We start from the raw sequence: 24,653 nt of genomic DNA, 5'->3' as shown, positions 1-24,653 counted from the left end.
GAGCCAAGGCGACCTGCGTCAATGTTCACGGCGATTGTGCCGCGTTTGTTCGATTACACCGTTCGGCTTGCGTGATCGTCGTAACGCTTTTGTGCGTACATAGCCTTGTCCGCCAAACGCATCAGATGTTCGCCGTCGAACGCCTGGTCGGGATATACCGCTGCGCCGATGCTCGCGCCGACCCTATGCACGCGCCCGTCAAGCTCAAGCGGACGCATGAGCATCGATCGCACCTTCGCGACCAGCTCGTGCACCTCGGCTTTACCTCCGATATTGGGCAACAACACGGTGAACTCGTCGCCACCCATGCGTCCCACGGTATCCTGAGCGCGCACACACCCCTTGAGGCGTTGGGCCACCTCGCATAGCATACGATCGCCCGTCTCGTGACCCAGGCTATCGTTGATCTCCTTGAAACCATCCAGGTCGATATACAACAACGCCAAGCGTTCGCTGTCCCGTTGCGCCCGCCGCAGTGCAGCTTCCAAGCGATCCTGAAACAGCATCCGGTTGGGCAAGCCGGTCAGCGGGTCGTGCCCCGCCATGTGCTGCAGTTGAGTCTGCGCGCGCTTGCGCTCGATGGCGGTCGCGATTTGCGTGGACACGAACTGCAGCAGATCCCGATTTTCCTCGGTATAGCGCAGGGCGGGGGTACGCGTGCGCACTGCCAGCGCACCCATCACCCGCCCCTGGGAGATCAAAGGCGCTCCCAACCAGTCGGCGTTAGGCGTGCCGTCAGCATGCTCGGTACAGCGCAGCACGCATGCGAGCAAGGGACGGCCCGAACGAATCACCTCGTTGAGATGCGCATCGGCACTGGCCGTCGTCCTGCGCCCCGGCGCTGCGGCGCGGGCGTCCGCCCAGTAAGGAAACTCGAGCACACCGTCCGCGGATGCCGGATCGCACAGGGCGACGCAGAAGCTTTCCGCCGGCAGCAACTCTGCGATGATCTGATGAATCTTGCGGTACAACACGGCAAGGCTTTCTGCCGCATGCGCCGCCTCCGAAATCTGATACAGCGCACTTTTGAGCCGCGCCACCCGCCGCACTTCGGTCACGTCGCGTGCCACCGCGATGCGCAGCCGGTCAGACATGGACCAGCGCGCCGACCACATGATGTGTACGATGCTCCCATCCTTGCGGATGTAACGATTTTCGAAATGCGGCTTTTCCTCGTCCGCCATGATCTCGTCGGCGGCCGCCAGCGTCCGCTCGCGATCCTCCGGATGGACGAGCTCGATCATATTGCGCCCGAGCAGTTCCTCGGGCCGGTAACCCAGCAGCTTTTCGCTGGATGCGCTGACGTACATGAAGCGGCCGTCCTCGTCGACGACGCAGATCGTGTCCAACAGCATGTCCATGATCTTGGCATGGACGGTGGCGTCCAGATTCATGACGCTGTCTCCGCAACCATCCGCGGTTCATTGATGCAGGCGCAACACAAATGCCTATCCGCCAGGGATACGTGCCCCCGTGCTACGAGCGCTCCAGATACGCTCACGCCCTGATTTATTCGCCTTAGAACGGTACAAAGCCTGATCGGCTTCGCGCAAGAGTTCGCGCCCGTCCTCGATAAAAGGATAGACCGCGACGCCAATGCTTGCGCCGATTCTCACCTCGACGCCATCAGGCAGGGAAAACGCTGTATCCAAGGCATCGCTGATCCTACTCATCACCGCATCCAGTGCGGGCTGACCGTCGAGTTCCTCGAGTATCAGCACAAATTCATCTCCACCCAGACGGGTCGCATACTCGCCTGCGCGCAGCACTCCCGACAACCGCCTGGCAAATGCCGAGAGTACGGCATCACCGATCGCATGCCCGTAATTGTCATTGATGGGCTTGAAGTCATCGAGATCGACCACGCATACGGCAAGCATCGTGCCTGCAGCCTTTGCCTGTTCAAGGGCGGCCTCCAGGCGCTGTTCCAGTGCGGCCCGATTGGGTAGGCCGGTCAGGGCGTCGGTCAAGGCCTCGCGTTGCAGCCGTCGATTGGCACGGACCAGCTGCTGCCGGTGCCGCGCAAACTCGGCCTGCAAACGGATCAGGCGGTAATAGATCACACCGAATACGAGCGTAGCTGCAAACAGGTTGTTCACTTTGGAGGCGTACAAACCCACGCTGAACAGCCTGCCACCCAATACGAACAGCACGATGTCGATCGCCACCGCGCAGGCCACCACGGCCATCCATTCGGATAGCACCGTCTTGCGGGGCGCCGTCAGCAGCAGGCCGAGCGCCGCGAAAATCATGGCCAGCTGTATCCCATTGACCAGAACATTCGAGAAGGTGATGTAGTCGCCATCATGGATGATCCCGGGTAGCGCGAACGGGCGAATATCCAGATACAGCACCAGCAACACTAAGAACGCACCGCCTGCGAACAGCGCCCAGCGGCGCCTTATGTGAAAGCGGTCGCGGCGAAAGCGGTAGCTTCCGCTTCTCTGCAAGATCGCATACGCCAGGACACTGAGCGTAAACACGCCGTGCCACAGGCGAAACAACCACAAACGGGTAGCCGTGTCATGCACCAGAAGCAGATTGATGCAAATGATCGCGCCGCCCAGCAGATACCCCATGCCCAGGGCCAGGCCGGCATCGTGACGCAGCAGTGAAACCTGGGTCAGCAACAGGATGCCGGTAGCCACCTCGACGAACGATGCAATTCCGGCGGCGGCATAAAACAAGTGGGTCGTTCGCCACTGGTCGGTTGCGAAGGGCAATACAGCAAGGCAAAGCAGGATCAGCACAAGCATGACCCAGCGAGTCACCCGGGATTCCACCTGCGAGGGTCTCGCACGCAACAGGTTGAGTTCGCTCAGGGTCAGCTTCATGGGATCGTCGACGATCTCATGCATGGTGACGGCTCCTCCGGAGTCTTATCGTTGTTATGGCTGCATGCCCGCTATATTAGCGCAGGCCTAAGCGTTTGGCGGCGACAAACCGCACAGATCCCGAAAAATCGTCTCGGCTTCCCTCCATACGCCCCGCCGCAGCCAGCGGCGAGGCGCGTGCGCAATCTCGGCCCCTAGAGCGGCTCAGGCGACCAGTGCACGCAACCGTTCGCGCGCCGCGCTCAGGCCCGCGTCGCGGCTGTTCTCGTCGATGTTGAGTCCTTCCGCATAGACAAACTCAATGTCCCGCATACCCAGGAAGCCGAAGAAATCGCGCACGTAGCCGGTCTGGCTGTCCAGCGGCGTACCGACATAGAACCCGCCTCGCGCGGCCAGCACGTACACCTTCCTGTCGCGCAGCAGGCCTTCCGGCCCGTTTGCGGTATAGCGGAAGGTGACACCGGCGCGGGCGACGTGGTCGAAATAGGCCTTGAGCGTCGAGGGCACGCCGAAGTTGTACATCGGCAGGCCGAGCACGACGACGTCGGCGCCGCGCAGTTCCTCGATCAGGGCGTCCGAATAGTCCGCGACCGCCACCTGCTCGGGTGTGCGCTGCGCCGGATCGGTGATCAGGGCCTTGAAGCGCTGTTCATCCAGATGCGGCACCGAGTCCCGGGCCAGATCGCGCACCACGTGCTCGCTTTCGGGATACTTCTCCCGCCAGCTCTCCACGAACTGCTCGGCCAGTCGGGTGGAATGGCCATCGCCGGAAAACAGACTGGCGTTGATCTGCAGTAGCTTTATGCTCTACCGCCGCGCCGCGCTGCTGGTCGATCAGGCACGCGAACTGGAACGCGCGGCGCAGACCCTGTCCGCCGGCTGGGAAGCGGAAATTCGCATCGCCACCGAGATCATGTATCCGCCGCGCTTCCTGCTCGCCTGCCTGCAACGTTTCCGGCAAGAAAGCCCGCTGACCCGCATCGATGTCATCGAATCGGTACTTGACGGCACCTCGCAGGCCTTGCTCGACCGACAGGTGGACATGGCCATCGCGCCGCGCATTCCGGCCGGCTTTCTCGGTGACCCGCTGGTACGCATCCGCACGCTGGCGGTGGCGCACCCCGAGCATCCGCTGCACAAGCTCGGACGCAAGCTCTCGATGCGCGACCTGCACGCCCATCTGCATCTGGTGGTGCGCGATTCCGGCGGCAACCGCGATCTGCGCGACTACCTGCCGGTGGAGGTCGAACAACGCCTGACGGTGAGTCAGCTATCGACCTCGATCGACGCCGTACGCCGCGGCTGCGGCTTCGCCTTGCTGCCGATCGACCATATCCGCGATGACCTTCACGCAGGCAGGCTCAAACCCCTGCCGCTCCGGGAAGGCAACGAAGGCGCCGTGGAGCTTTATCTCACCCTGGCCGATCCCGGGGACGCAGGCCCCGGTGTGCGCCGACTGGCCGACATCATCCGCGAACACGCCGCCGCGGAATGTGCGAGAACGCAACGTCTGGTGTAGCGCCCTGGCGAGCCCAACCGGCCCGCCCGGACTCGGGATCGCGCGGGCATTGCACCCGCGCCCCGCTCAACGCAGGTGCTTGTCGAAGAAGGCCTGGGTGCGGGTCCAGGCCAGTTCGGCGGCCTCCGGGTTGTAACCGAGCGGCGACAGATTCTTGGAATCCGCTTCCTCGTTGGCGAAGGCATGCTTCGCATCGTAGCGATGGAATTCGTAGCCGACGCCGGCCTCCTTGAGCTTGCCCTCCAGGGCATCCACGCCGCCGATGACGAAGAACTGGTCCTGGGTTGCCCAGTGCCCCAGCAACGGCGCCGCGATCCTGCCGGCATCGACGTATTCGAGCGGCGGATAGCCGTACCAGGTGGCATTGGCGTCGCTTTCCGGCACGAATACCGCCGCAAGCACGGTCAGCGCGCCGCCCATGCAGTAGCCGGTAACGCCCACCTTGGCGCTGCCGGTGGCCTTGAGATGCTGTACCGCACCGCGAATGTCCTGACTCGCCGCATCGGCAAAATTGAGCCCGTTCATCAGATGCTCGGCCTCGTTCGCCTCCAGCGCCAATTCGCCCCGATACAGATCCGGCACCAGCGCGCGATAGCCGGCCTCTGCCAGCTTCTCGGCCACGCCCTTGATCTGGTCGTTGAGGCCCCACCACTCCTGGATCACCACGACACCTGGCGCGCTGCCGACCTGCGCCGGTTCGACCAGATACCCCTTGGAATCGCCACCGTCCGGCCGCTTGTAGCTGATCATTTCACCCATGATTGCCTCTCTCAGTGCTTGTGTGAATGGATGGGCTTCTCCGCGCCTGCCGCGCGGAAGCCGCATTCTACGTCGAGCGTGACGAAAGCCCGTCTCTACTGAACCCTGCAAAGGCCCATCGGTTCCCCGCAGCGCCATGCCGCCCTGGTTGTGCTCGGCTATAATGGCGCGCTTTCGCACACCGCCCCAGGCCAGTCCATGAACCTCATCGAAACCCGCGGCAACGACGGTCGGCGCCCGGCCCAGGTCGGCTTCTCCGAGGCCATCCTCAACCCCATGTCGTCCTTCGGCGGCATCTACGTGCCCGAACGGCTGCCGCAACTGGGCCTGGAATTCCTGCGCGCACACCTCGACAGCGACTACAAGACCCTGGCCCGCGACGTGCTCGCCGCCTTCGAGCTCGACGTCGACGCCGCCCTCATCGACGAGGCGCTGGCCCTGTACGACGGCTTCGACGACCCGAGCAATCCGGTTCCGGTGGTGAAGGTGCGCGACGATCTCTACGTCAGCGAGCTGTACCACGGCCCCACGCGCGCCTTCAAGGACATGGCCCTGCAGCCCTTCGGCGCGATCCTGTCGGCGCTGGCGCAGCGCCGCGGCGAGCACTACCTCATCATGGCCGCCACCAGCGGCGATACCGGCCCGGCCACGTTGGAGACCTTCAAGAACCGGCCCAACGTCAAGGTCGCCTGCCTCTACCCCGACGGCGGCACCTCCGACGTGCAGCGCCTGCAGATGGTCACCGAGGACGCCGCCAACCTGAAGGTCATCGGCATCCACGGCGACTTCGACGATGCCCAGTCGGCGCTCAAGAACCTGCTCGGTTCCGACACCTTCCGCGCCAGGCTGAAGGAAAAGCACACCCTGCTCTCGGCCGCCAACTCGGTGAACTTCGGGCGCATCGTGTTCCAGCAGATCTACCACATCCACAGTTATCTGGAGCTGGTGCGCCAGGGCGCGATCGCGTTCGGCGACAAGGTCTACCTCGACGTGCCCAGCGGCAACTTCGGCAACGCCCTCGGCGGCTACTATGCGATGCGCATGGGGCTGCCGGTGGAAAAGATCCTGATCGCCTCCAACCGCAACAACGTGCTCACCGAACTGATCCGCCACGGCTGCTACGACCTGCGCAGCCGTGGCGTGATCCCCACCAGCTCGCCGGCCATGGACATTCTCAAGTCCTCCAATGTCGAGCGCGTGCTGTTCGACCTCTACGGTCCCGAACGCACCCGCGAGCTAATGCAGCAGCTGGACGAGGAGCGTCACTACGAGCTTGACGCCGACGAACTCGCCAGGCTGCAGGCGATCTTCGCCGCCGACTGGTGCGACGACGACGAGGGCCGGCGCTACATCTGCGAGACCTTCGACGGCGGCTACCTCATGGACCCGCACACCGCCACCTGCTTCAAGGCCTACGACACCTGCCGCGAGCGACCGCTCGTCACCATCGCCTACTCCACCGCCGAGTGGACCAAGTTCTCGCCGACCATCGCCAACGCGCTGACCGGCGAGACCGGGGCCCGCGACATCGACGCCCTCGCGGCCATTGCGGCGCGCGCCGGCACCCGTATCCCCGCGCGCATCCAGGCCCTGTTCGACAAGCCGGTCACCCAGGGCGAGGTGATCGACAAGGCCGAGATCGAAGAGGCGGTGCTGGGTTTCATCTAAGCCTGCACCGCGCGAGCGCAACTTTCCGCCCGCTGGCGCATCCAAACGCAATAGCCGCAACCGGGCGGCAGGAAGGAGCGCCATGGACGCCGACGACATTCTGGATTCGGCCTTTGCCCTGGACAAGGCGGGCAGGGAAAGCGAGGCGATTCCTCTGTACGAACAGGCTCTGGCCCTCGGCCTGCGCAAATCGCGCCGACTGCCTGCCTATGTCGGCCTTGGCTCGTCCTACCGCAATATCGGCGACTACGAAAGCTCCCTACATTGGCTGGAACGAGGCGCCGAGGAATTCCCTGGTTACCACGTACTGCCGATGTTCAAGGCCCTGACGCTCGCGGATGCCGGCCGCCATGCCGAGGCAACAGCCGAACCCTTCGGGCTGGCCAGCGAAGCCATCGCCCAAAAGACCTTTGCCCCCTACCGCTGGGTGTTCGACGAACGTCTGGGCCGACTGCCTGCCGATGACTGATCAGGCCGTCTTTGTGCCGCGCAGTTCACGCAATATCCCACCAAGGACGCGGGCCGCCTCGCTATAGTCGAGATGGCTGATGGCGGTAAAGAGCTTATCGATCTGCACAGCGTCGATGCGACCATGCAGCACCGACGCCACCCGATCCTTCTGCAGTTGGGAAATGATGACCGACTGGTCCAGATTTGCCGCCAGCGCACGCAGCGTTTCGAGGTCCTCTGGCGTAGCCGCCGTGGACGACGCCACCGGCTCACGGGTCGGCTCTGACTCCAGTCCGTCCAATGTTGCGAGCACCTCCGTCAGGGTCTGGATGAACCGGCCGTGCAGCTCAGCCTGGGCGTCGCCCTGCCTGAGCGCAGCCTCATACTCGGCAGCGGCGACGGCCAGGGCGGGAGCCCCGAGGTTCGGAGCCAGACCCTTGATCGTATGCACCATCCGTGCGGCATCGGGCAGCTGGCCCAGCTCGATCAATTCCTGTACACGTACCGGCGCATCGGAAAAATCGCGGCGGAAACTTTCAAGCACGCTGCGCAAAAGTCGCTGATCGCCACCCAGCTGCCCAGCGGCGCGCTCAAGATCGAGCCCCGGAAGGGACGGCACCGTGGGCTCGAAAGCCGCGTGAGAGACAGCACCCGATGATCCATCACTTCCCGCCTCGCGGGGTCTGATCCAGACCAGCAGGGTCTCTACCAACTTGTCCAGCTCGATGCTCGGGGCATCGTCGACGATCAGGATGCAGATCGGCTGCACCGACGTGAGCCCGGCGGCCAGGCGACTGGCCGCGGGCTTGGCGCGCTGCACAATGCTCTGCCTGTACACGGCTCGGCTGCAGGCTGCGCAGACGGCTGCCCAGTTCGTCGCGGATGGCACGCAAACTCTTGACGATTTCCGTGTGGTCCTTGCCGTCCTCCTTGAGCGCAACGGCCTCTACACCGACTTCGTGGAGATGTCGGTGAACCTCCTCGATGGCGAGGAGCTCGGACATGTCGCCGTAACGGGACTTTCCCTCGTGGTCATACCAACGGCCGAAACGGCACTGGCAATGGTCCTCAAGCTCGCTGCGCGCGAGGTTGAGTTCTCCACCGCTCAGATATTTCCGCACGTGTTCGACGTAGGTTCAGTGATCGAAACGCGCCGCCAGCAACGGCAGGTCCTGGATATCCCAGGGCACATCGATCCAGGCCTGCCAGTCAGGATCCGGCCGGTAGTCGGCGATCCATCGCGGAAGATCGAGAGCCGGCATGGGGCGGGCGATGCCGAATCCCTGCGCCACATCGCAGCCGAGGCGCATCAGCAGAGCCCCCTGCGCCGATTCCTCGACGCCTTCGGCGACCACTTCGCGACGAAACGCCTGTGCCAGCCCGATCCCCCCGGATACGAGGGTGCGCGCATCCTCTTCCTCGAGCAAATCGCGCACTAAGCTCTGATCGATCTTCAGCACGTTGGCGGGTATCTGACGCAGGTAGGACAGCGTGGAATAGCCGGTACCGAAATCGTCAAGCGCGAACGTCACTCCCCATTCCCGGCACGTCTCGATGAGTTCACGAACCTGTCGTGTATTGTCCAAGGCCGCCGATTCGAGAATCTCCAGCTCCAGTCGGGTCGGGTGTGCATCGGGCTCGTCCGCCAGGCACTGCTACAGCGTGGTCAGAAATCCCGGATGCAACAGCTGGCGCGGTGCGATGTTGACGCTCACCGTGAGATCGATGCCGAGTTCGCGCCAGTGTGCCAGTTCACGCAGCGCAGCACGCAGCACCCAGGTGCCCACTTCCACGATCAGGTCGTCGCGCTCGGCCAGCGGCAGAAACAGATAGGGCGGAATCACGCCGTGCTCGGGATGCTGCCAGCGCTGCAGTGCCTCTGCCCCGACCACCCTGCCGCTGCGCATGTTGACCTTGGGCTGGTAGACGAGACGCAGCTCATCGTCACGGAGCGCATCGCGCAGACGCTGCGCGGTCAGCGAACCGGCAATCAGTTCCAGTTTGTTGCTCGCGGTCACGGTAGAACCCGGCCTCCCGAACGATAGATCGCCGGCAGAAAGATGGCGCTTTTCCGCCTCGTTACTTACGAGGCAGGCACCGCTGCAAGCCTTGAGTGACAGCGCTCGGTGTGCGGATGTGGTCGCGTCATCGGGCTCACGGAGCCGAGACTACCGCCCGGTTCTGGGCGCAGGCATCAATGGAAAACGTCAGATAACGCCAATAGTCGGCCGAGCGATCTGTCCATGCGGCAGTTCCGGATTATCGTTCAGTCATCCCGTGCACGAATCACGGAACCAGACACGCAGAGCGCGCAGTTGGTGTGCTTCGTGACCGCCGACGGCGCAACAAAATCGCTAACGAAAAACCCAGCGGAGGAGGTATGGAAGCGCATAGATCGCCGCACATTTCGGTGAAGCCCCTGCCACTAAAAGAACACACTACGGCAGCGGAGAAAAACCATCCAGGCAATATCACACTGCGCCATTTTGACATACGCACATTGCCTAATGGCTGGGTAATCATCATTGTCGGACAATGCTACACTGCGCCTCAATGCACCGAGAGGACGAATAAGCATAATACGTCCCAGCTGCAGAATGTGCGCCGCGGAAACAACGAAAAACTAACACTGCGGAACCTATGGCGGGCGTTCACAAACCGCATCCCACAATACAGAGCGACAAGATTCCAAGCATAAAGATGGATCTCATCACCAATTCGCTGTATTTCCTGGGCGGCGTCAGCACATTTGCAGCGCTGAACAACCTGCTCGGCCGCCCACCACGCAAGCACGAAATGCAGCATATTTTCTTTGCGGGCATAGCCCTGCTGGTTGCCATGTCGGCGATCAGCCGTACGTTCGTAATACAGTCGACGGACATCGCAAATTTCGTCGCCGACCTAAAGTGGAACGTGACGTATTCGCTGGGTGTTTTTCTGCTGATTCCCTGGTTTACCGCTGCCTACGCACACAAAATTTCCAAGGCTTATCTGATCGTAGTCAACCTCATGATCGCAGGGTGCATTGCACTCAATATCTACCTACCCCTCGGTATTTCGTATGCGCATCTAGACACCTTGTTAATCACACCACTGCCCTGGGGCGAACAAATCACCCATGGCGTTGGGCGCCACAGTATCTGGGGTTATTTCGCCATTGCCATGGTCGCCCTGATTTATGCGAAATCGCTCGCCGATATCATTGACACCTATCGGGCTCGGCGTCGGGGCGTCGATTTGCACATGCTGGTGGCCTTCGTGCTTTTCGGTATATTCAGCTCGATGGGCTTGGCCGTCAGGCTGTCGCTACTCCGTTCGTTCTCCCCCGGCGCATTCAGTTTTTTCGTCGTGATCGTCGTCATCAGCATGGCGTTAATGCGGGATAATCAACGCAAAATCATCGAATCAGAACGCCGTTTCAGAACGCTGATAGAAGAATCGCCAGTAGGCATCGCGCTGACGCGACAGAGCAGGCTGATAGATGCCAATCCAATTTTCCTGGAAATGCATGGCTACAGCGATATTCAGCATGTCGCCAATGCGCATCTTGCGGAAATTCTGCAGCTGCGCGAAACCGGACAACCACCGGAGATACGCACAACACCGACCACAAACGCCACCTTTGAATCAATCTCATACCGCGCCGACGGCTCGGAATTTCCCGTTTATGTTTCCACCAGAACGATCGAATTGAACGGCGAACTCCACCTGCTCACCTACATGATCGATCAGTCGAAACGCAAAGAATCGGAAAAAAAGGTCGAATACCTCTCCCACTACGACCCCTTGACGGGATTGCCCAACAAAAGCCTGCTACTCAAGCATCTACGGCGCGCCATCGAATCCAGTGGACACAAAACACGCTGGGGCGCGCTGCTACACGTCGACCTGAACAACTTCCGCATTCTCAATGACGGCCTGGGACACGCCTTCGGCGACCTGTTGCTGCAGAGCGTCGGCAAGCGGCTCAGCAACAAGACTCGCCCGAACGATACCGTCGCACGTCTCGGCAGCGACGAATTCGCGGTTCTACTCACCAATCTAGGTACCTCGCGGAGTGAAGCAAGCGCTCTCGCGGAAGCCCGCGCCAAGGAAATGCTGCTCACCATGGACCGCCCGTTCAAATTGATGGCGAACGAATATCACAACACCTCACGCATCGGCATCACGCTGTTCGACCGGGATACCGGGAATATAGAGGATTTGTTCAAGCAGGCCGAACTGGCCATGTATCAGGCCAAGACCCATCGCCAAGGCAGTATTTGTTTTTATGAGCCGCATATGCGGGATACCGTGACTACGCGCCTAGGTCTCGAATCGGCTCTGCGCAAGGCCATCGACAAGCGGGAAATCACCTTGTATTACCAACCCGAGGTAGACGACCAAAATCGGCTCGTCGGCGCGGAAGCACTGGTGCGCTGGAAACACGCGCAAAGGGGGTATATTCCGCCCAGCCAGTTCATCCCAATCGCCGAGGAAACCGGCCTGATCCTGCAGCTGGGCCGCGACCTGCTGGACATTGCCTGCAGTCAATTGCATTTGTGGCAACAGGACGAACGCACCCATGGGCTGGTGCTCGCGATCAATATCAGCGCCAAGCAGTTCAAGAACAGGAAATTCATCGACGACATCCGGGCCACAATCGAGCGACACGCCATCCCGCCCGAGAACATCAAGCTCGAACTCACCGAAAGCATGCTGTTCGACAACATCGAGGAGACCATCGAGTCGATGTCTGCTCTCAAGAAAATCGGCATCCAGTTCTCGCTCGACGATTTCGGCACCGGCTATTCCTCGATCCAGTACCTCAAACACCTGCCGCTGGACGAGCTCAAGATCGATCAGTCGTTCGTGCGTGACATCTCCACCAACGACAGCGGCAGGAACATCGTACGCGCAGTGCTCGCTATGGCCGGTGCACTCAATCTCGGGGTGATCGCGGAGGGCGTCGAGACCCAACAGCAGATGGAAATACTGTCTACTCTAGGCTGTACCCGTTTCCAGGGCTATCTGATTGGCAGACCCGTAGACGCTCGAACATTCGAATCATTCCTGGACAAAGACAGCTCCCCTGTGACCTGAAACCTGAATACCGGAGCAGGCCATAGACGGAATTCCTGCTGACGGGATAAGTGCAACCGCGCAGTTGAGGACATGACGAAGGCTCGATTATCCAGATACCAATGTCAGGTTATTTTCGCCAACCCGAAAATAACCACCAGAGTCAGCACCATCGCCCAACTCATGGGGTCCTTCAAGGCAAAAACGATCGGGTCGTCATGCATTTCGCCGCGGTGCGTGATCAGCCAGGCTCTAGATATCCAATAAAGCAGCACCGGACAGGCTAACCAAATCAGGTGCGGGTTTCGGTATAAAGCCGCTGTCGTATCGCTGTTCACATAAAGCGCCAGCACCAATACCGACATGTACCCCGCGCCGATGCCCATTGTCGAAATCGCTTCGAGATCGTCCGGGCTGTAGCCTCTGCCGCGCAAGGACTTCTGTTTATCACGCTCCGCAGCAACCCTGAGTTCACTGTACCTCTTGATAAATGCAAGAGATAGAAAGATGAACATCGAAAATGCCAGCAACCAAAACGAGAGCGGCACGGAAATCGCGGCTGCGCCGGCGATGATGCGCAAGGTGTACAGCGCCGCCAGCGTAATGACGTCTACCATCGCAGCACGCTTGAGACGGAAGGAGTAAGCCAGGGTGAGCCCGAAATAAACGGCCAGCACACCGACAAATTTTATCGGTAAAATCGCCAAGGAAACGCCAAATGCCGCCAACAGCACAATCGGCCAGGCTAGCCACCCATGCAAGAGCGATAAATTGCCCGCGGCAAAGGGTCTCTTCCGCTTGCGTGCATGATGCCTGTCATCCTCCACGTCCACCAAGTCGTTGAGCAAATAGACACTCGATGCCGTCATTCCGAAAACCAGAAAAGCGAATACCGCCTGAAAAACGCTACCGACATCACCATAACGCTGCGCCATGATCAAGGGTATGAATACCAGAAAATTCTTAACCCACTGATGAGGGCGCAAGGCCTTCAACATACTACCGACAAAACCGGGTTTACCGGTTTCAAACACGTGCTCGACATTACCGATATTGCGAGCCTTTTTTACCAGACCCGAATCGTTGCTCACCACGTATGCGCGATCTGACGACTCCCAAACGGAAAGGTCCGCATAGTCATTACCTACGTAATCAAATCCTTTATGTCCAAAGCGCTCGACCAGTCGATCGCGCTTGGCATGCGACTTCAGATTGGTATCACCGTCAGTACCCATAACCGAATCAAACACACCCAGATACCCGGCCACTTCATCCGCCAAGGCCTGACAACTGGCCGTCGCCAGGATCAAGGTTCTGCCCTGCGATTTTTGCTCTTTTAGCCAATCGACGACGAATTCGTGATATGGCAGCGACGCCGGGATCACCCCGGCTCGCTCTGCCAACTCCAATTTCAGGTGCACCTTACCGCGAGCAAGCCATTGCAGAATTTTATAAATTCGAAAAGGGTTTCTAGTCACAAATCGATTTGCAGTTTCCATCAACAAATCCGTTTTAATCAACGTCCCATCAAGATCAACCACCAACGGCTTCATTGCGCGCTCCGCACACTCATCGTCAACATCGGGCTTTCAAACCCGCAGATCTGAAAATTTGTTTTCCATGCCAACCACACATCAGCAGCGATGTGATAATCACGCAACCAAAGGGAATATTGAAATAGCAATGAATATTGAAAAAATACCACTCGAAAACATGCCCTCTATCGAAAGCGGTATTGCCCATAGGGGCTCACTGGCAATTTATCCCAATAACTTGGATATCCAAGGCCCGCGCATCGGACCCTCTGTGTTTCCCTGACCTGGCGTCGCTACCCCGTCTCAGCGCCTGCGATACCTAGCGTCAGATAGTACGCATAGACACAAGTGCGATGCCACCTTCGGATGGTGAAAAATTGCCATGATCCTTATGCAAGCGGCAAAGGCGGCGGCATGGGGCAGTCCAGCGCCGCGGCCACGGTGCGCAGCAGCTCGGCACCGCCCACGGTGACGTCGCCGTCCATGGCGATGCAGGCCGCGCAGGCATCGAGAAAACGGCGCTTGAGTGGTGGCTTGAGCTTTTCGAGCTCGTCCATCGCCCCGTCGAGTCGATTCAGATCCAGCTCGTCGCGAGGCACGAAGCGCAGCGCACCGGCGCCGACGGCGTGCCGCCCCGCCGCGAAGGCCCGCTGCGCCTCTGACGGGTCGGCGTGCTCGGCCAGCGCGATCAACGAAAGCACGGTCTCGCAGGCGGCCTTGGCCGAACCGAGCACGTAATAGGTCTGCCGCGCCGGCTTGCGCAGCGCGAAGTGCAGGTCCAGCCCGCGCAGCACCAGATGGCGCACGACCCATTCCCACAGGCTGATGCGCCCGTCCGCCGCCATGAGTTCGTTCAGCACGCCGCGGAAGCGTGCGTACTGTTGCGGCGACAGGCCGCGCAGCGATGGCAGACTCAGCTCGACCAGCGGCAGTCGCTGTGCCCGTTCGAGGCCTGCCGCCGCGGGCAGGTATCGGCGCGTCAGATCGGCCACGCCGTCGCCCGCCTTGCCGTCGAGCGTCTGCCACTGCCTGGCCAGCACGTCGGCGTCGCCGTCCAGCAGCAGGGCGTAGACCACGGCGCGCGCCGTCTGCGGATTGCCGCTCGCCTCGCGCAACTGCGGCGGCAGGCCGGCGATGAGATCGTGCGCATAGGCCTGCTGTGCGGCGTCCGGCTGACCGGTCTGCGCCACCAGATCGCCCAGCGTGCCCGCCAGCACCCCGGTCAGCACCGCGCGGCGGCGACCGCGCTCCCGTGCCTGTTTCCCTGCGGCGCTTTCCGACTCCTCGGGCACGGGCGGCGGGGGTGGCGGCGCGATGAAGCGACCGTCCCAACGCGGCAGGATGCGCCGGATGCGGTCCTCCAGCGGCGGATGGCTGGCGAACAGCGACTGCAGCCCGCCGGACACCCCGCGCGCGAAATAGGCATGGCTGAACTGCGGCGCCATGGGACTCGACAGCAGCGAGCCGGCCATCGAACCGCCGATCTTCTTCAGCGCCCCGGAGATGCCGGCGCGGTTGCGCGTGAACTGCACTGCCGAGGCATCCGCCAGGAATTCGCGCTGGCGGCTGACCAGCGCCTTGATCCAGGTGCCGAAGAAGGTGCCGGCGTAGCCGATCACCCACAGCCCCAGGCCGAGCACGAACAGCGCGGGGATCGCGGCGCCCTTTCTGCGTCCGCCCGCAAGCGGTGCGCGCCGCAGGGTGCGCAGGATGAACTGGCCGATCTCGCCGATCAGCAGGATGCCGGCGAGCACCCCGACCAGACGGATGTTGAGGCGCATGTCGCCGTTGAGGATATGGCTGAACTCGTGCGCCACGACGCCCTGCAGCTCGTCGCGGTCGAGCTGCCGGATCGCGCCGCGGGTGATGCCGATCACCGCGTCGCTCGGCGTCCAGCCGGCGGCGAAGGCGTTGATGGCGCCGTCGTCCAGCAGGTAGACGGTCGGCACCGGCATGCCCGAGGCGATGGCCATTTCCTCCACCACGTTGAGCACCTTGCGCTCGTCGAGGCCTTCGCTGTCGCCCGGCAGCACCCGCCCGCCCAGCGACTCGGCCACCACGGCGCCGCCGGCGGCGAGCTGGACCATGCGAAACAGGCTGCCGAGCCCGACCAGCCCCGCCACGCCCAGCCCCACCAGCACCGAGGCGCCCGAGCCGTAATGGCGCAGCACGTCCTTGAGGTTGAGCAGCCCCACGTCGCCGTGGGCATAGAGCACGAAGGCGAGCACGAAGAGGTTGGTGAGCAGGATCAGCCCCAGCACCGCCAGCGCGAACAGCAGCACCAGCCAGAGCGTGCTGCGCCGGGCGTCGTCCTGAGCCTGGAAGAAATCCATCCCGCGACGGGCCTGCGATCAGAAGCTGACCTTCGGCGCCTGCTGGATCTGTTCGCTGTCGTCGAATTCGAGCAAGGCCGCATCGCGGGGGTGGCCGAAGGTCGTCGCCAGTATGTTCTGCGGGAAGGACTGGCGGTAGGTGTTGTAGGCCATCACCTGATCGTTGAACGCCTGCCGCGCGAAGGCGACCTTATTCTCGGTGCTGGTCAGCTCCTCGGTGAGCTGCATCATGTTCTGACTGGCCTTGAGGTCCGGGTAGGCCTCCATCACCACGTTGAGCCGGCCGAGCGCGCTGCCGAGCTGCCCCTCGGCGTTGCCGAGCTGGCTCATCGCCGCCGCGTCTCCGGGCGCCGCGTGCGCCGCCGCGAGGCCCGCCGCCGCCGCGTTGCGCGCCGAGATGACCGCCTCCAGCGTCTCGCGCTCGTGCTTGAGATAGGCCTTGGCGGTCTCCACCAGATTGGGGATCAGATCGTAACGGCGCTTGAGCTGCACCTCGATCTGCGCGAAGGCGTTGATGTAGCGGTTCTTCAGCGCGACCAGCTGATTGAAGATGGCGATGACGTAGAACACGCACGCCCCGATCAGCACCAGCACCACGATCGTCGAAATGGCCATCTGTTCCCCCTTGTTTGCCCGAGCCCCGCATCGTCGTTTGGTTGAATCATCATGTCCGGCTGAAAACCGGCGAGCCCAGCCGGTCTACACAGCGGTGAAACGACAGACGTTCATTAGTTGAATGACAGGAGTATAAGCCCTTGACTGGAGCGGCATTAGCCGGCGCCGTATGCGGCGCGGGTTCGCGCGACGTTGCGCCAGCCGCATGTCTGATGTTTCACTGCACCACTCCCTGCCCCCGGACCCCGCCATGTGGCTGCACACGCGCTTTGATCTGGCCTTCGACATCACCGTCCCGACGCCCTTCGTGCTGATGCTGCGTCCTCGCAGCGGCGGACAGCAGTGGATCGCGCGCGAGGAATACCGGCTGACACCCAACGTGCCCGTCTTCGAATTCACCGACGACTACGGCAATCTGTGCCAGCGGCTCGTCGCTCCGGCGGGCGCCTTCGCGATCCACACTGCGGCCGAGATCAGGACCGCCGACCACCTCGATCGCGAACCTGGCGCCCCCTTCATCGAAATCCAGTACCTGCCCGACGGGGTACTCATCTACCTGCTGCCCAGCCGCTACTGCGAAGCGGACCGTTTCGGCGTCATGGCCACCGAACTGGTCACCGGGCTCACCCCTGGCTACGATCAGGTGGCCGCCATCGAGGCCTGGCTCCGGGCCTCGATCCAGTACTTGCCGGGCAGCAGCGAGGTGCCTCTGTCCGCGGTCGAGGTCAATGCCCGGCAATACGGTGTATGCCGCGATCTTGCCCATCTCGGCATCGCACTGTGCCGCGCCATCAGCATCCCCGCACGCATGGTGGTGGGATATCTGGCCGACCTGGAACCGATGGATCTGCACGCCTGGTTCGAAGCCTACGTCGGCGGGCGCTGGTACACCTTCGACCCGACCCAGGCCGAACTCCGCGGCGGCTACGTCGCCATCGGCTACGGTCGCGATGCGGCGGATGTGGCGGTCTACACCCAGTTCGCCCCCCCCGTCTTCCCGATCCAGCAAATGGTCGAGGTGCACCTGGACCCCAGACAAGACTAGCGCGAGAAACCCCAGAAATCCCTGTACAACCGGCGGCCGACTACACTCCTTCCGTAGCGTTTTCAGAAGCCACGCGGAGGCGACCCGCATGCGTCAAGTCCTGATCGTCCACGGCTGGAGCGACACCTCGCGCTCCTTCCGCCCGCTCGTCGAGTTCCTGCGCGCGCACGGCTATCAGGCCGTCACGCTGTGGCTGGGCGACTACATTTCGCTCGACGACGACGTACGCATCGTCGACGTCGCCAAGCGGTTGGAGGCCGTGGTGCGCGAAAAGCTCGCCGGCGGCGAACTCGTCACCCCTTCGACATGATCGTGCACAGCACCGGCGGACTGGTCGCCCGCGAGTGGATCAGCGGCTATTACGGCGACGACGTCGCCCGCTGCCCGGCCAGGCGCCTGATCATGCTGGCGCCGGCCAATTTCGGCTCGCGGCTCGCCAGCTTCGGCAAGAGCATGGTCGGACGCCTCGTCAAGGGCTGGGACAACTGGTTCCACACCGGCACCGAGATGCTCAACGCACTGGAACTGGCCTCCCCCTACCAGTGGCGGCTCGCGGAGCAAGACCTGTTCGTGCCGAACGGCCGCGCCTCGGCCCCGACCATCTACGCCGGCGACGGCATCCAGGCCTTCGTCATCGTCGGCACGCACCCCTACGCCAGCCTGCTGCGTCAGATCGTCAACGAGGACGGTGCCGACGGCACCGTGCGCGCCTGCGCCGCCAACCTCAATGCCCGCGGCGTCACCATCGATTTCGCCGCCGACGAGACCCAGCCCACGTTCGCGCCCTGGAAGACGCGCCACAAGGCGCAGATCCCGTTGGCCGTGCTGCCGGACCGCACCCACGGCTCCATCGTCGATCCCGACAGGAACGACATCAAGTCGCCCGACACCTACGAAAAACGCCTCGGCGAGTTGATCCTGCAGGCGCTCGACTGCGCCGGCGCAGACGACTACGCCGCCCTCGCCGACGACTGGGCGGCCATCACCGCTGAAACCGCCGCGCTGGCGTCCAGCGAAGCCGCGCGCGACGAACTGCTCGGCAAGGGTAGCGACCCCAAGTGGTTCCACCAGTATCTGCAGGTGAACGTGCGCGTGATCGACGACCACGGCGCCGACGTCGGTGACTATTTCCTCGAGTTCTCGGGCCCCGAGGAGGAGCGCGGCGACAGCTCCAGCCTCTATTTCCATACCGAGGTGCTCGAAGACGTGCACGTCAACCAGCGCAATAGCGCCTACCGCTGCCTGTACGTCGACCACACCGACCTCGTCGGCCACTATTACGACGCCATCCGCGGTAAGGTCGCCCACGCGCTGTTCATGAGCCTCTCCGCCGCACCGCCGGGCGGCAACGTCAGCTATTTCGGCAACTACAGGACCGGGGCCAAGGGCATCGTGCCGCTGCACTTCGAGGACGAGAAAAAATCCGGCACCGCCGCCGAGCGGCGCATCAACTGGCTGCAGCCCAACACCACCCATTTCGCCACTCTCATCATCCCCCGCACGCCTGCCGACAAGGTGTTTCGCATGAAAAAAGGCTGAACAGACCCGTCGTTAAACAAAATCGACCATTGCCCAACCTATCAATCTCGTGACTGCAACTGATTGAGCAACGATTCAAAATCGTCCGCGGGGATGGAGCGACCGAAAAAATACCCATGGAAGTACCTGCAACCGCGGTCCAATAACAATCGGCGCTGCTCGTCGGTTTCCACCCCTTCGGCAATGACGTCGAGATTCAGTGACTGCGCCATGGCAATGATGGTCTGCACGATCGCCTTATCGCTCGGGTCAGCGCCAATATCATGCACAAAGGATTTGTCGATTTTGAGCTGGTGCAAGGGCAACCGTTTGAGATATTGCAGAGAAGAATATCCCGTTCCGAAATCATCCAGGGAAAGCCGCACGCCGATAACATTGAGCGCGTTCATCGTCTCGATCGTGTCTTCGACATTTTCCAGAAGGGCACCCTCAGTCAATTCCAGCTTAAGGCGCGAGGGATTTATCTGGTGACGCCTCACAAGCGCTTGTATCTGTCCCGCGAAATCCTCCTTGCGGAACTGCCTGGGGCTGACATTGACTGCCAGCATAAGGTCACGGGTCAGCGGCGCTCCCTCCCAAACCTTGAGCTGTGCACAGGCCGTCTCAAGAACTCATTCTCCGATCGGTAAAACCAAGCCCGTCTCTTCCGCAAGCGGGATAAAATGATGCGGTTGCACGAGACCACGCTCAGCATGACGCCAGCGCAATAGCGCCGCGGCACCGACCGACTGATAAGCGTCATCAACTTCTACCTGGGAAAACAACTCGAAATTTCGTTGCGCAATCGCCTTGCGTAATTCACCTTCCAGTTCAACTCGGGCGGCAATACTTTCCTGCATGACCGCATCGAAAAACCTGGGTGTGTTGCGCCCTGCCTGTTTGGCCTGATACATGGCTATATCCGCTTGTTTCATCAGCTCCTCAGCAGTGCACTGATGTCCGGAAAATAGCGTGGCGCTGATGCTGGCTGTTCCCTCGTATACATATGAATCAAGCTGACAGGATTGCCCCAGCCGGGTCAGAACTTTTCATCCCGATGAGCTCCGTCTGCCTGGCCGCATCCAGATCACTCTCACCCAATTCATTGAGCATGACCACGAACTCGTCGCCGCCCAGCCGCGCCACCGTGTCGCCCTCGCGCACGCTAGCCTCCGGTCGGCGTGCGCTTTCCTTGAGCAACAGATCACCGTGATCGTGTCCCAACGTATCGTTGAGACTCTTGAAATTATCGAGATCGATAAATAGCAACCCTCCCGAATGCCCATTACGGGGTGCTCGTCGCCAAGGCCTGCTTGAGTCGATCCTGCAGCAATCGCCTATTCGGCAATTGTGTCAGCGCATCGTAAAAGGCGAGCTGTGTAATTTCTTCTTCGGCGGACTTGCGGTCGGTGATGTCCTGTATCACCGCCACGCACGAAGTGACGTTGCCAGCGTCGTCGCGAATGGCGCCTGCCGACAGATCCACCCAGATCGTATGTCCATCCCGATGGACATACCGTTTCGTGATCTGATAACTGTTGCGTTTATTGGCGAGCATTTCATCGAAAAAAACCTGCTCAATCTCCAGATCATCAGGATGGGTAAAATCGGCAAAATTCATTTTCATGAGAGATTGCGCATCGAAATCCTACATGCTGCGAAACGCCTCGTTAAATCCGCTCACTCGGCCGGAACTGTCAGTGGAAGCAATTCCGGTATTCGTATTCTCGTAAATGCTGCGCAGCCATGATTCACTACGCTCCAAGGCATCCAGCGCCTCATGTTCGCGGCTCATGTCCTTCACAGTAGCGATGTAATTCAGGATATTGCCGTGCTGATCGCGCATGACCGAAGGGCTAACCACAACGGGAAAACGCTCTCCGTTCTTGCGCATGTAGGTCAATTCAAAGTGTCCGACTTCTCCTTTCATGGTTTTCTCGAAGGCGGCCCGAATAGGTTCGTCTTCCTCCGGCGGCCAGTAGGGAAACGGCGGATAACGGTCGATCGGCTCCCCGCGTGAAAATCCCGTCATGAGGCATAACGCCGGGTTGGGATTCACCGATCGCCCATCCTTGTCCAGCACCGAAAAACCATCCAACATGGCTTCAATCAGGTTTTCCGCGAATTCCCGCGCAGTCTCCAGTGCCTCCTCGGATTGCTTGCGCTGGGTGATATCCAGACTCAGGATAAAAACCCCTTCCGGCACTGGCTCGACGGCCAGCTCGTACCAATTCACCGTACCGTCTGCGAATGTGAATGAGGTTTCGAAATGTTGGGGAATGCGGTCTTCCATGGCCAAGCGGTAGTGTCGGAATACGTCCGATTGCTCGACGCCCGGGTACATTTCAAGCATCGCCCGGCCGAGCAACTTGTCGCGATCCTGCAGCCCATGCCGCGCGGCGGCTTCGTTGACATACAGATATGTCCAGTCGAATCCGATGAGCATGCATCCTTCGAGCAGGTTATCCAGGGTCTTCGTCAACCGCTCGGACGACACCGTCTGATTGGTCCTTACCCATGTTTTACTTTCAGGACACGGATCAGGCGCATGGAGGCCACACAAGGTTGGCCGCCGGTCTTCCCGGCAATGCGCGCCTATCGATCCCTGTCCGCCCCCCTTTTCATATGAACTTGCGCAACCGCCCGCGTAGACACGGACATTTCCACACACCTTGAAAGTGTCGACCGAATACGGCGACCGCCAGAGGCCGCATCAAAGCCGTATTTCGCCAACGCGCACTTGCAGACCACTCGAATCCGCTTTTAGAAGAATAGCCAACGGTTTCCATTAGGCATAGCTGATGGATAGTCAGTGTGCCCCCAGGTAATGCGGCCGTCTGGACACGCGGCCACCCAACCTCTCAGGGCGCATGAAGACTCTCACGATTCGCCGCTCCAGGGCAGGCCAGGCGGCGTGGTCTCGGGCCGGCACATGCGGCAAACGCGGCGAACAAGCCTGGCAAGCGCTTGCCAGGCCTGGCAATCCCATGCCGACCTGCCAGCGATACCACGCCGCATAGGCCATCACCCAAGCCCACCGCTAACGTCCGAACACGCGGATTCGCGCCGTCTGCAGTCAGTAACGACGAATCCGAGGGCGCATTCTCCCGCCTTTCCGCCCATTCATGTGCTGGCATCCTCCTTGCTCATGCAGTACCGCGGTTCCCATTCAGCCGGGACTCATGTCCATCCGAGGAACGACCCATGACCATCAACAGCACCCCCGGAGCGAGCAACCTGTTCGCTCAACTCAACCTGCTCAACACCTCGTCCACGACCAACGGCCTGGCCCAGTCCGGTCTCGCCATCGGCGGACAGACCCCACCCCCTCCCGGAGGCGGCCTGGTCGATTCGGTCCTTCAAGCCCTGTCGCAGATCGGCGTCGGCCAGACCATCGGCACCACCAGCACCTCCGGCAGCAACGGACTGACCACCACTAACGCTTCCAGCGTATCCGGCACCACTTCCTCATCAACGGTACAACAAGCGCTGGCCAGCTTCCTGCAAAGCCTCATGGCTGCATTGCAGGCGCAAAATGGAACACCTGGGCAAAACCCGGGCAACCCGTCCGCTCAGACGGTCGGCGCCACTGGCATGCAGGGCATGGAGCATCATCACCGTGGCCATCACATGCAGGCCGCCCTGCAGAACCTGATTCAGCAGCTCTCCGGAAACACCTCAAGCACGACTTCATCAAGCACGAACCCCCAGACGTCGAGCACGTTGACCACGCTGCAACAGAATTTCCAGAACCTTGTCAGCGCCATGGGTGGCAGTTCCAGCAGCGCCAACCTGACGGGCTTTCTGCAGGCGTTTTCCAGCGAGCTGCCGGGCAGTAACACGTCGAGTGTGGGCAATCTACTGCAGACGACTATCTGACGCCGCAGCGTCTTTTCCCGCCGCCGATGACAGAGCTATCATCGGCGGAGACCGGGAGGATCAATGAACGACGCTTACGGCTTTCTGATACTGCTTGGCATCGTCATCGTCGGGGCCATCGTGCTGCTGTATGTCGTGCCCAGACTGCTTGCCCAGTCGGAGAATAGGCGGGATGAGTCTGACGAGGAGTGAGTGACGCGCTGCTTGTGTGCGTTTATTTGTTTGGCACGTCGCTACACATCACACCTTCGGGGATTGCGTGCTAATCGCTACCAACGTTGTTAGACGGCTACTGGTCAGGCGATACCAAAATGGCCGCATGGTTTCACACGCCTGAGCATCGTATTTCTAAATTTGTTTTCGTGCGGGCGTGCGAACCCCGTTGCTCGGCGCATCCCTGAATCAGTTCAAAGCCAAGGAAGCTGATTCGCGCCCGAAACCGTGCGCAGATGTTCAATAACGGCGATTGAGCCGGTACGTTATGCAGGTGAGGGACATTATCGGATCGCAAATCCCTGACATCCGCATCTCGTTGACACAATGTTTCAAAGCTAGACCTCATCCCGAATAACGATGTTCGGCGATCCTCCACGATTGCCGGGCACGGAACGCGTGAACAACTGATAGGCGTAAAAATGATCACCGTCGGCATCTGGCAGGACAACGGAATCACCGGCTCGGTCGAGCGGAATCTCGCGATCATCGGCACGGCGGCGGAACAGGCCCGCGAGAAGAACGTGGAAGTGCTGGTTTTCCCCGAATGCTTCCTGACCGGTTATTACCAGGCGCCGGAGAGGGTGCGCACGGTTGCCCGCGAGGTGACGGATGAGGTATTGGGGGCCATCGCGGAGGTGGCGCGGAGGACGGGCGTCGCGCTCGTCGTCGGGTCGTATGAGAAGACGCCCGAAGGCATCTTCAACGCGGCGCATTTTTTCGCGCCCGGTGCATCCCGTCCGATCACTTACCGCAAGCGCGCCCTATACGGCGATTGGGAGAAAAGCATCTTCAAACGCGGGAATGGCCCCGTATTGTTCGACTACAAGGGCATTCGCTTTAGCATCCTGATCTGCTTCGATATCGAGTTCCCCGAACTGCTCCGCGAGACCGCATTGCAACATGCCGAGATCGTTCTCGTGCCCACCGCGCTGATGGCGCCGTACGACAATGTACCCAAGCTGATGATTCCCACGCGAGCCATCGAAAACGGCATTCATGTCGTCTATGCGAACAGGGTCGGGGAAGAAGGCGATCTGAGTTTTGTCGGCTTGAGCTGTATCGCTGGTCCTAGAGGGCCAATCGCGGTAGCCGGACGCAGGACGGAACTCCTATCGGAAACGATTGACGATGGTCGTGTTTCTGATGCCGTCGATTATCTGCATGAATTGCCCAGCATTCGGATATGAGCCTACAGCCAAAGGTTGGCGTCCACCCTTCAGT

The 24,653-nt window shown here is 61.0% G+C and carries 21 protein-coding genes and 3 pseudogenes; 10 read left to right on the top strand and 14 right to left on the bottom strand.

The genetic code is table 11. From position 1 onward, the window contains the following. Nucleotides 1-53: 53 nt before the first annotated feature. From BJI67_RS03285 to BJI67_RS03275, 3 genes are all read right to left on the bottom strand, one after another. Complete coding sequence (locus BJI67_RS03285; RefSeq protein WP_070071819.1) at nucleotides 54-1,394, bottom strand: sensor domain-containing protein; 1,341 nt, start codon at nucleotides 1,392-1,394, stop codon at nucleotides 54-56. 54 nt (nucleotides 1,395-1,448) lie between these two features. Further along, nucleotides 1,449-2,858 (bottom strand): sensor domain-containing diguanylate cyclase, encoded by a 1,410-nt coding sequence (locus BJI67_RS03280; protein ID WP_070071818.1) that lies wholly within the window; start codon nucleotides 2,856-2,858, stop codon nucleotides 1,449-1,451. A 180-nt stretch (nucleotides 2,859-3,038) separates the two neighbouring features. After that, nucleotides 3,039-3,623, bottom strand: a complete 585-nt coding sequence (locus BJI67_RS03275) for an FMN-dependent NADH-azoreductase (protein WP_269449617.1) — start codon at nucleotides 3,621-3,623, stop codon at nucleotides 3,039-3,041. A gap of 13 nt (nucleotides 3,624-3,636) precedes the next feature. On the opposite strand from BJI67_RS03275, the gene BJI67_RS03270 reads away from it, so the two are divergent. After that, nucleotides 3,637-4,353 (top strand): LysR substrate-binding domain-containing protein, encoded by a 717-nt coding sequence (locus BJI67_RS03270; protein WP_070071816.1) that lies wholly within the window; start codon nucleotides 3,637-3,639, stop codon nucleotides 4,351-4,353. Between the two features lie 66 nt (nucleotides 4,354-4,419). Here BJI67_RS03270 and BJI67_RS03265 read toward each other — a convergent pair whose 3' ends face one another. Beyond that, entirely contained in the window at nucleotides 4,420-5,112 is a 693-nt protein-coding gene (locus BJI67_RS03265) for a dienelactone hydrolase family protein (RefSeq protein WP_070071815.1), read from the bottom strand. A gap of 198 nt (nucleotides 5,113-5,310) precedes the next feature. Here BJI67_RS03265 and thrC point away from each other — a divergent pair, with 198 nt between their 5' ends. Further along, nucleotides 5,311-6,780, top strand: a complete 1,470-nt coding sequence (thrC, locus tag BJI67_RS03260) for a threonine synthase (RefSeq protein WP_070071814.1) — start codon at nucleotides 5,311-5,313, stop codon at nucleotides 6,778-6,780. Nucleotides 6,781-6,862: 82 nt separating this feature from the next. Continuing rightward, the gene (locus BJI67_RS03255; RefSeq protein ID WP_070071813.1) at nucleotides 6,863-7,249 is read left to right on the top strand and encodes a tetratricopeptide repeat protein; all 387 of its coding nucleotides are present in this window, start codon (nucleotides 6,863-6,865) and stop codon (nucleotides 7,247-7,249) included. Here BJI67_RS03255 and BJI67_RS03250 read toward each other — a convergent pair whose 3' ends face one another. From BJI67_RS03250 to BJI67_RS17910, 3 genes and pseudogenes are all read right to left on the bottom strand, one after another. Further along, entirely contained in the window at nucleotides 7,250-7,849 is a 600-nt protein-coding gene (locus BJI67_RS03250; protein ID WP_197513274.1) for an Hpt domain-containing protein, read from the bottom strand. Between the two features lie 43 nt (nucleotides 7,850-7,892). After that, a complete protein-coding gene (locus tag BJI67_RS16625) occupies nucleotides 7,893-8,351 on the bottom strand; it encodes a CZB domain-containing protein (protein ID WP_083250968.1) in 459 nt (152 codons plus the stop codon). Nucleotides 8,352-8,366: 15 nt separating this feature from the next. After that, nucleotides 8,367-9,248 (bottom strand): annotated as a pseudogene (locus BJI67_RS17910) (putative bifunctional diguanylate cyclase/phosphodiesterase). Between the two features lie 682 nt (nucleotides 9,249-9,930). On the opposite strand from BJI67_RS17910, the gene BJI67_RS03235 reads away from it, so the two are divergent. Beyond that, on the top strand, nucleotides 9,931-12,312 hold the full coding sequence (locus BJI67_RS03235) for a putative bifunctional diguanylate cyclase/phosphodiesterase (protein WP_070071809.1): 2,382 nt from the start codon (nucleotides 9,931-9,933) through the stop codon (nucleotides 12,310-12,312). Between the two features lie 104 nt (nucleotides 12,313-12,416). Here BJI67_RS03235 and BJI67_RS03230 read toward each other — a convergent pair whose 3' ends face one another. The 3 genes from BJI67_RS03230 to BJI67_RS03220 form a co-directional block, all read right to left on the bottom strand. Further along, a complete protein-coding gene (locus BJI67_RS03230) occupies nucleotides 12,417-13,844 on the bottom strand; it encodes a UbiA family prenyltransferase (RefSeq protein ID WP_070071808.1) in 1,428 nt (475 codons plus the stop codon). A 371-nt stretch (nucleotides 13,845-14,215) separates the two neighbouring features. Continuing rightward, nucleotides 14,216-16,159, bottom strand: a complete 1,944-nt coding sequence (locus BJI67_RS03225) for a M48 family metallopeptidase (RefSeq protein ID WP_070071807.1) — start codon at nucleotides 16,157-16,159, stop codon at nucleotides 14,216-14,218. 18 nt (nucleotides 16,160-16,177) lie between these two features. Continuing rightward, the gene (locus tag BJI67_RS03220; RefSeq protein ID WP_070071806.1) at nucleotides 16,178-16,774 is read right to left on the bottom strand and encodes a LemA family protein; all 597 of its coding nucleotides are present in this window, start codon (nucleotides 16,772-16,774) and stop codon (nucleotides 16,178-16,180) included. A gap of 250 nt (nucleotides 16,775-17,024) precedes the next feature. Here BJI67_RS03220 and BJI67_RS03215 point away from each other — a divergent pair, with 250 nt between their 5' ends. The 3 genes from BJI67_RS03215 to BJI67_RS03205 all read left to right on the top strand — a co-directional run bounded on the left by BJI67_RS03215 (nucleotide 17,025) and on the right by BJI67_RS03205 (nucleotide 19,358). After that, complete coding sequence (locus tag BJI67_RS03215) at nucleotides 17,025-17,819, top strand: transglutaminase-like domain-containing protein (protein WP_070071805.1); 795 nt, start codon at nucleotides 17,025-17,027, stop codon at nucleotides 17,817-17,819. An 88-nt stretch (nucleotides 17,820-17,907) separates the two neighbouring features. Further along, nucleotides 17,908-18,129, top strand: coding sequence for an esterase/lipase family protein (locus BJI67_RS03210; RefSeq protein ID WP_070071804.1), 222 nt, complete (start codon nucleotides 17,908-17,910; stop codon nucleotides 18,127-18,129). Continuing rightward, complete coding sequence (locus tag BJI67_RS03205; RefSeq protein WP_070071803.1) at nucleotides 18,126-19,358, top strand: lipase family protein; 1,233 nt, start codon at nucleotides 18,126-18,128, stop codon at nucleotides 19,356-19,358. The genes BJI67_RS03210 and BJI67_RS03205 overlap by 4 nt, the downstream gene beginning before the upstream one ends. 41 nt (nucleotides 19,359-19,399) lie before the next feature. Here BJI67_RS03205 and BJI67_RS17905 read toward each other — a convergent pair. The 4 genes and pseudogenes from BJI67_RS17905 to BJI67_RS03180 form a co-directional block, all read right to left on the bottom strand. Beyond that, nucleotides 19,400-20,371, bottom strand: a pseudogene (locus tag BJI67_RS17905) (putative bifunctional diguanylate cyclase/phosphodiesterase). Beyond that, entirely contained in the window at nucleotides 20,349-20,606 is a 258-nt protein-coding gene (locus tag BJI67_RS18085; RefSeq protein ID WP_070071800.1) for a diguanylate cyclase, read from the bottom strand. Before BJI67_RS18085 ends, BJI67_RS17905 begins: the two are co-directional and overlap by 23 nt. A gap of 16 nt (nucleotides 20,607-20,622) precedes the next feature. Continuing rightward, a pseudogene (locus tag BJI67_RS03185) lies at nucleotides 20,623-20,967 on the bottom strand (PAS domain S-box protein); the annotation flags it as partial. A gap of 18 nt (nucleotides 20,968-20,985) precedes the next feature. Further along, on the bottom strand, nucleotides 20,986-21,834 hold the full coding sequence (locus tag BJI67_RS03180; protein ID WP_269449612.1) for a PAS domain-containing protein: 849 nt from the start codon (nucleotides 21,832-21,834) through the stop codon (nucleotides 20,986-20,988). Nucleotides 21,835-22,541: 707 nt separating this feature from the next. On the opposite strand from BJI67_RS03180, the gene BJI67_RS03175 reads away from it, so the two are divergent. The 3 genes from BJI67_RS03175 (at nucleotide 22,542) to BJI67_RS03170 (ending at nucleotide 24,619) form a co-directional block, all read left to right on the top strand. Then, complete coding sequence (locus BJI67_RS03175) at nucleotides 22,542-23,216, top strand: hypothetical protein (RefSeq protein ID WP_070071797.1); 675 nt, start codon at nucleotides 22,542-22,544, stop codon at nucleotides 23,214-23,216. A 63-nt stretch (nucleotides 23,217-23,279) separates the two neighbouring features. Continuing rightward, complete coding sequence (locus BJI67_RS18080) at nucleotides 23,280-23,408, top strand: hypothetical protein (RefSeq protein WP_269449611.1); 129 nt, start codon at nucleotides 23,280-23,282, stop codon at nucleotides 23,406-23,408. A 443-nt stretch (nucleotides 23,409-23,851) separates the two neighbouring features. Further along, nucleotides 23,852-24,619 carry a carbon-nitrogen hydrolase family protein gene (locus BJI67_RS03170; protein WP_070071796.1) on the top strand — a complete coding sequence of 256 codons (768 nt, stop codon included), beginning with the start codon at nucleotides 23,852-23,854 and terminating at the stop codon, nucleotides 24,617-24,619. The last annotated feature ends 34 nt before the right edge of the window (nucleotides 24,620-24,653 follow it).

It is taken from the genome of Acidihalobacter aeolianus (assembly GCF_001753165.1).
Taxonomy (GTDB): domain Bacteria; phylum Pseudomonadota; class Gammaproteobacteria; order DSM-5130; family Acidihalobacteraceae; genus Acidihalobacter; species Acidihalobacter aeolianus.
The sequence above is the reverse complement of the archived record's forward strand: the minus strand, read 5'-3'. Positions and strand labels throughout refer to the sequence as shown.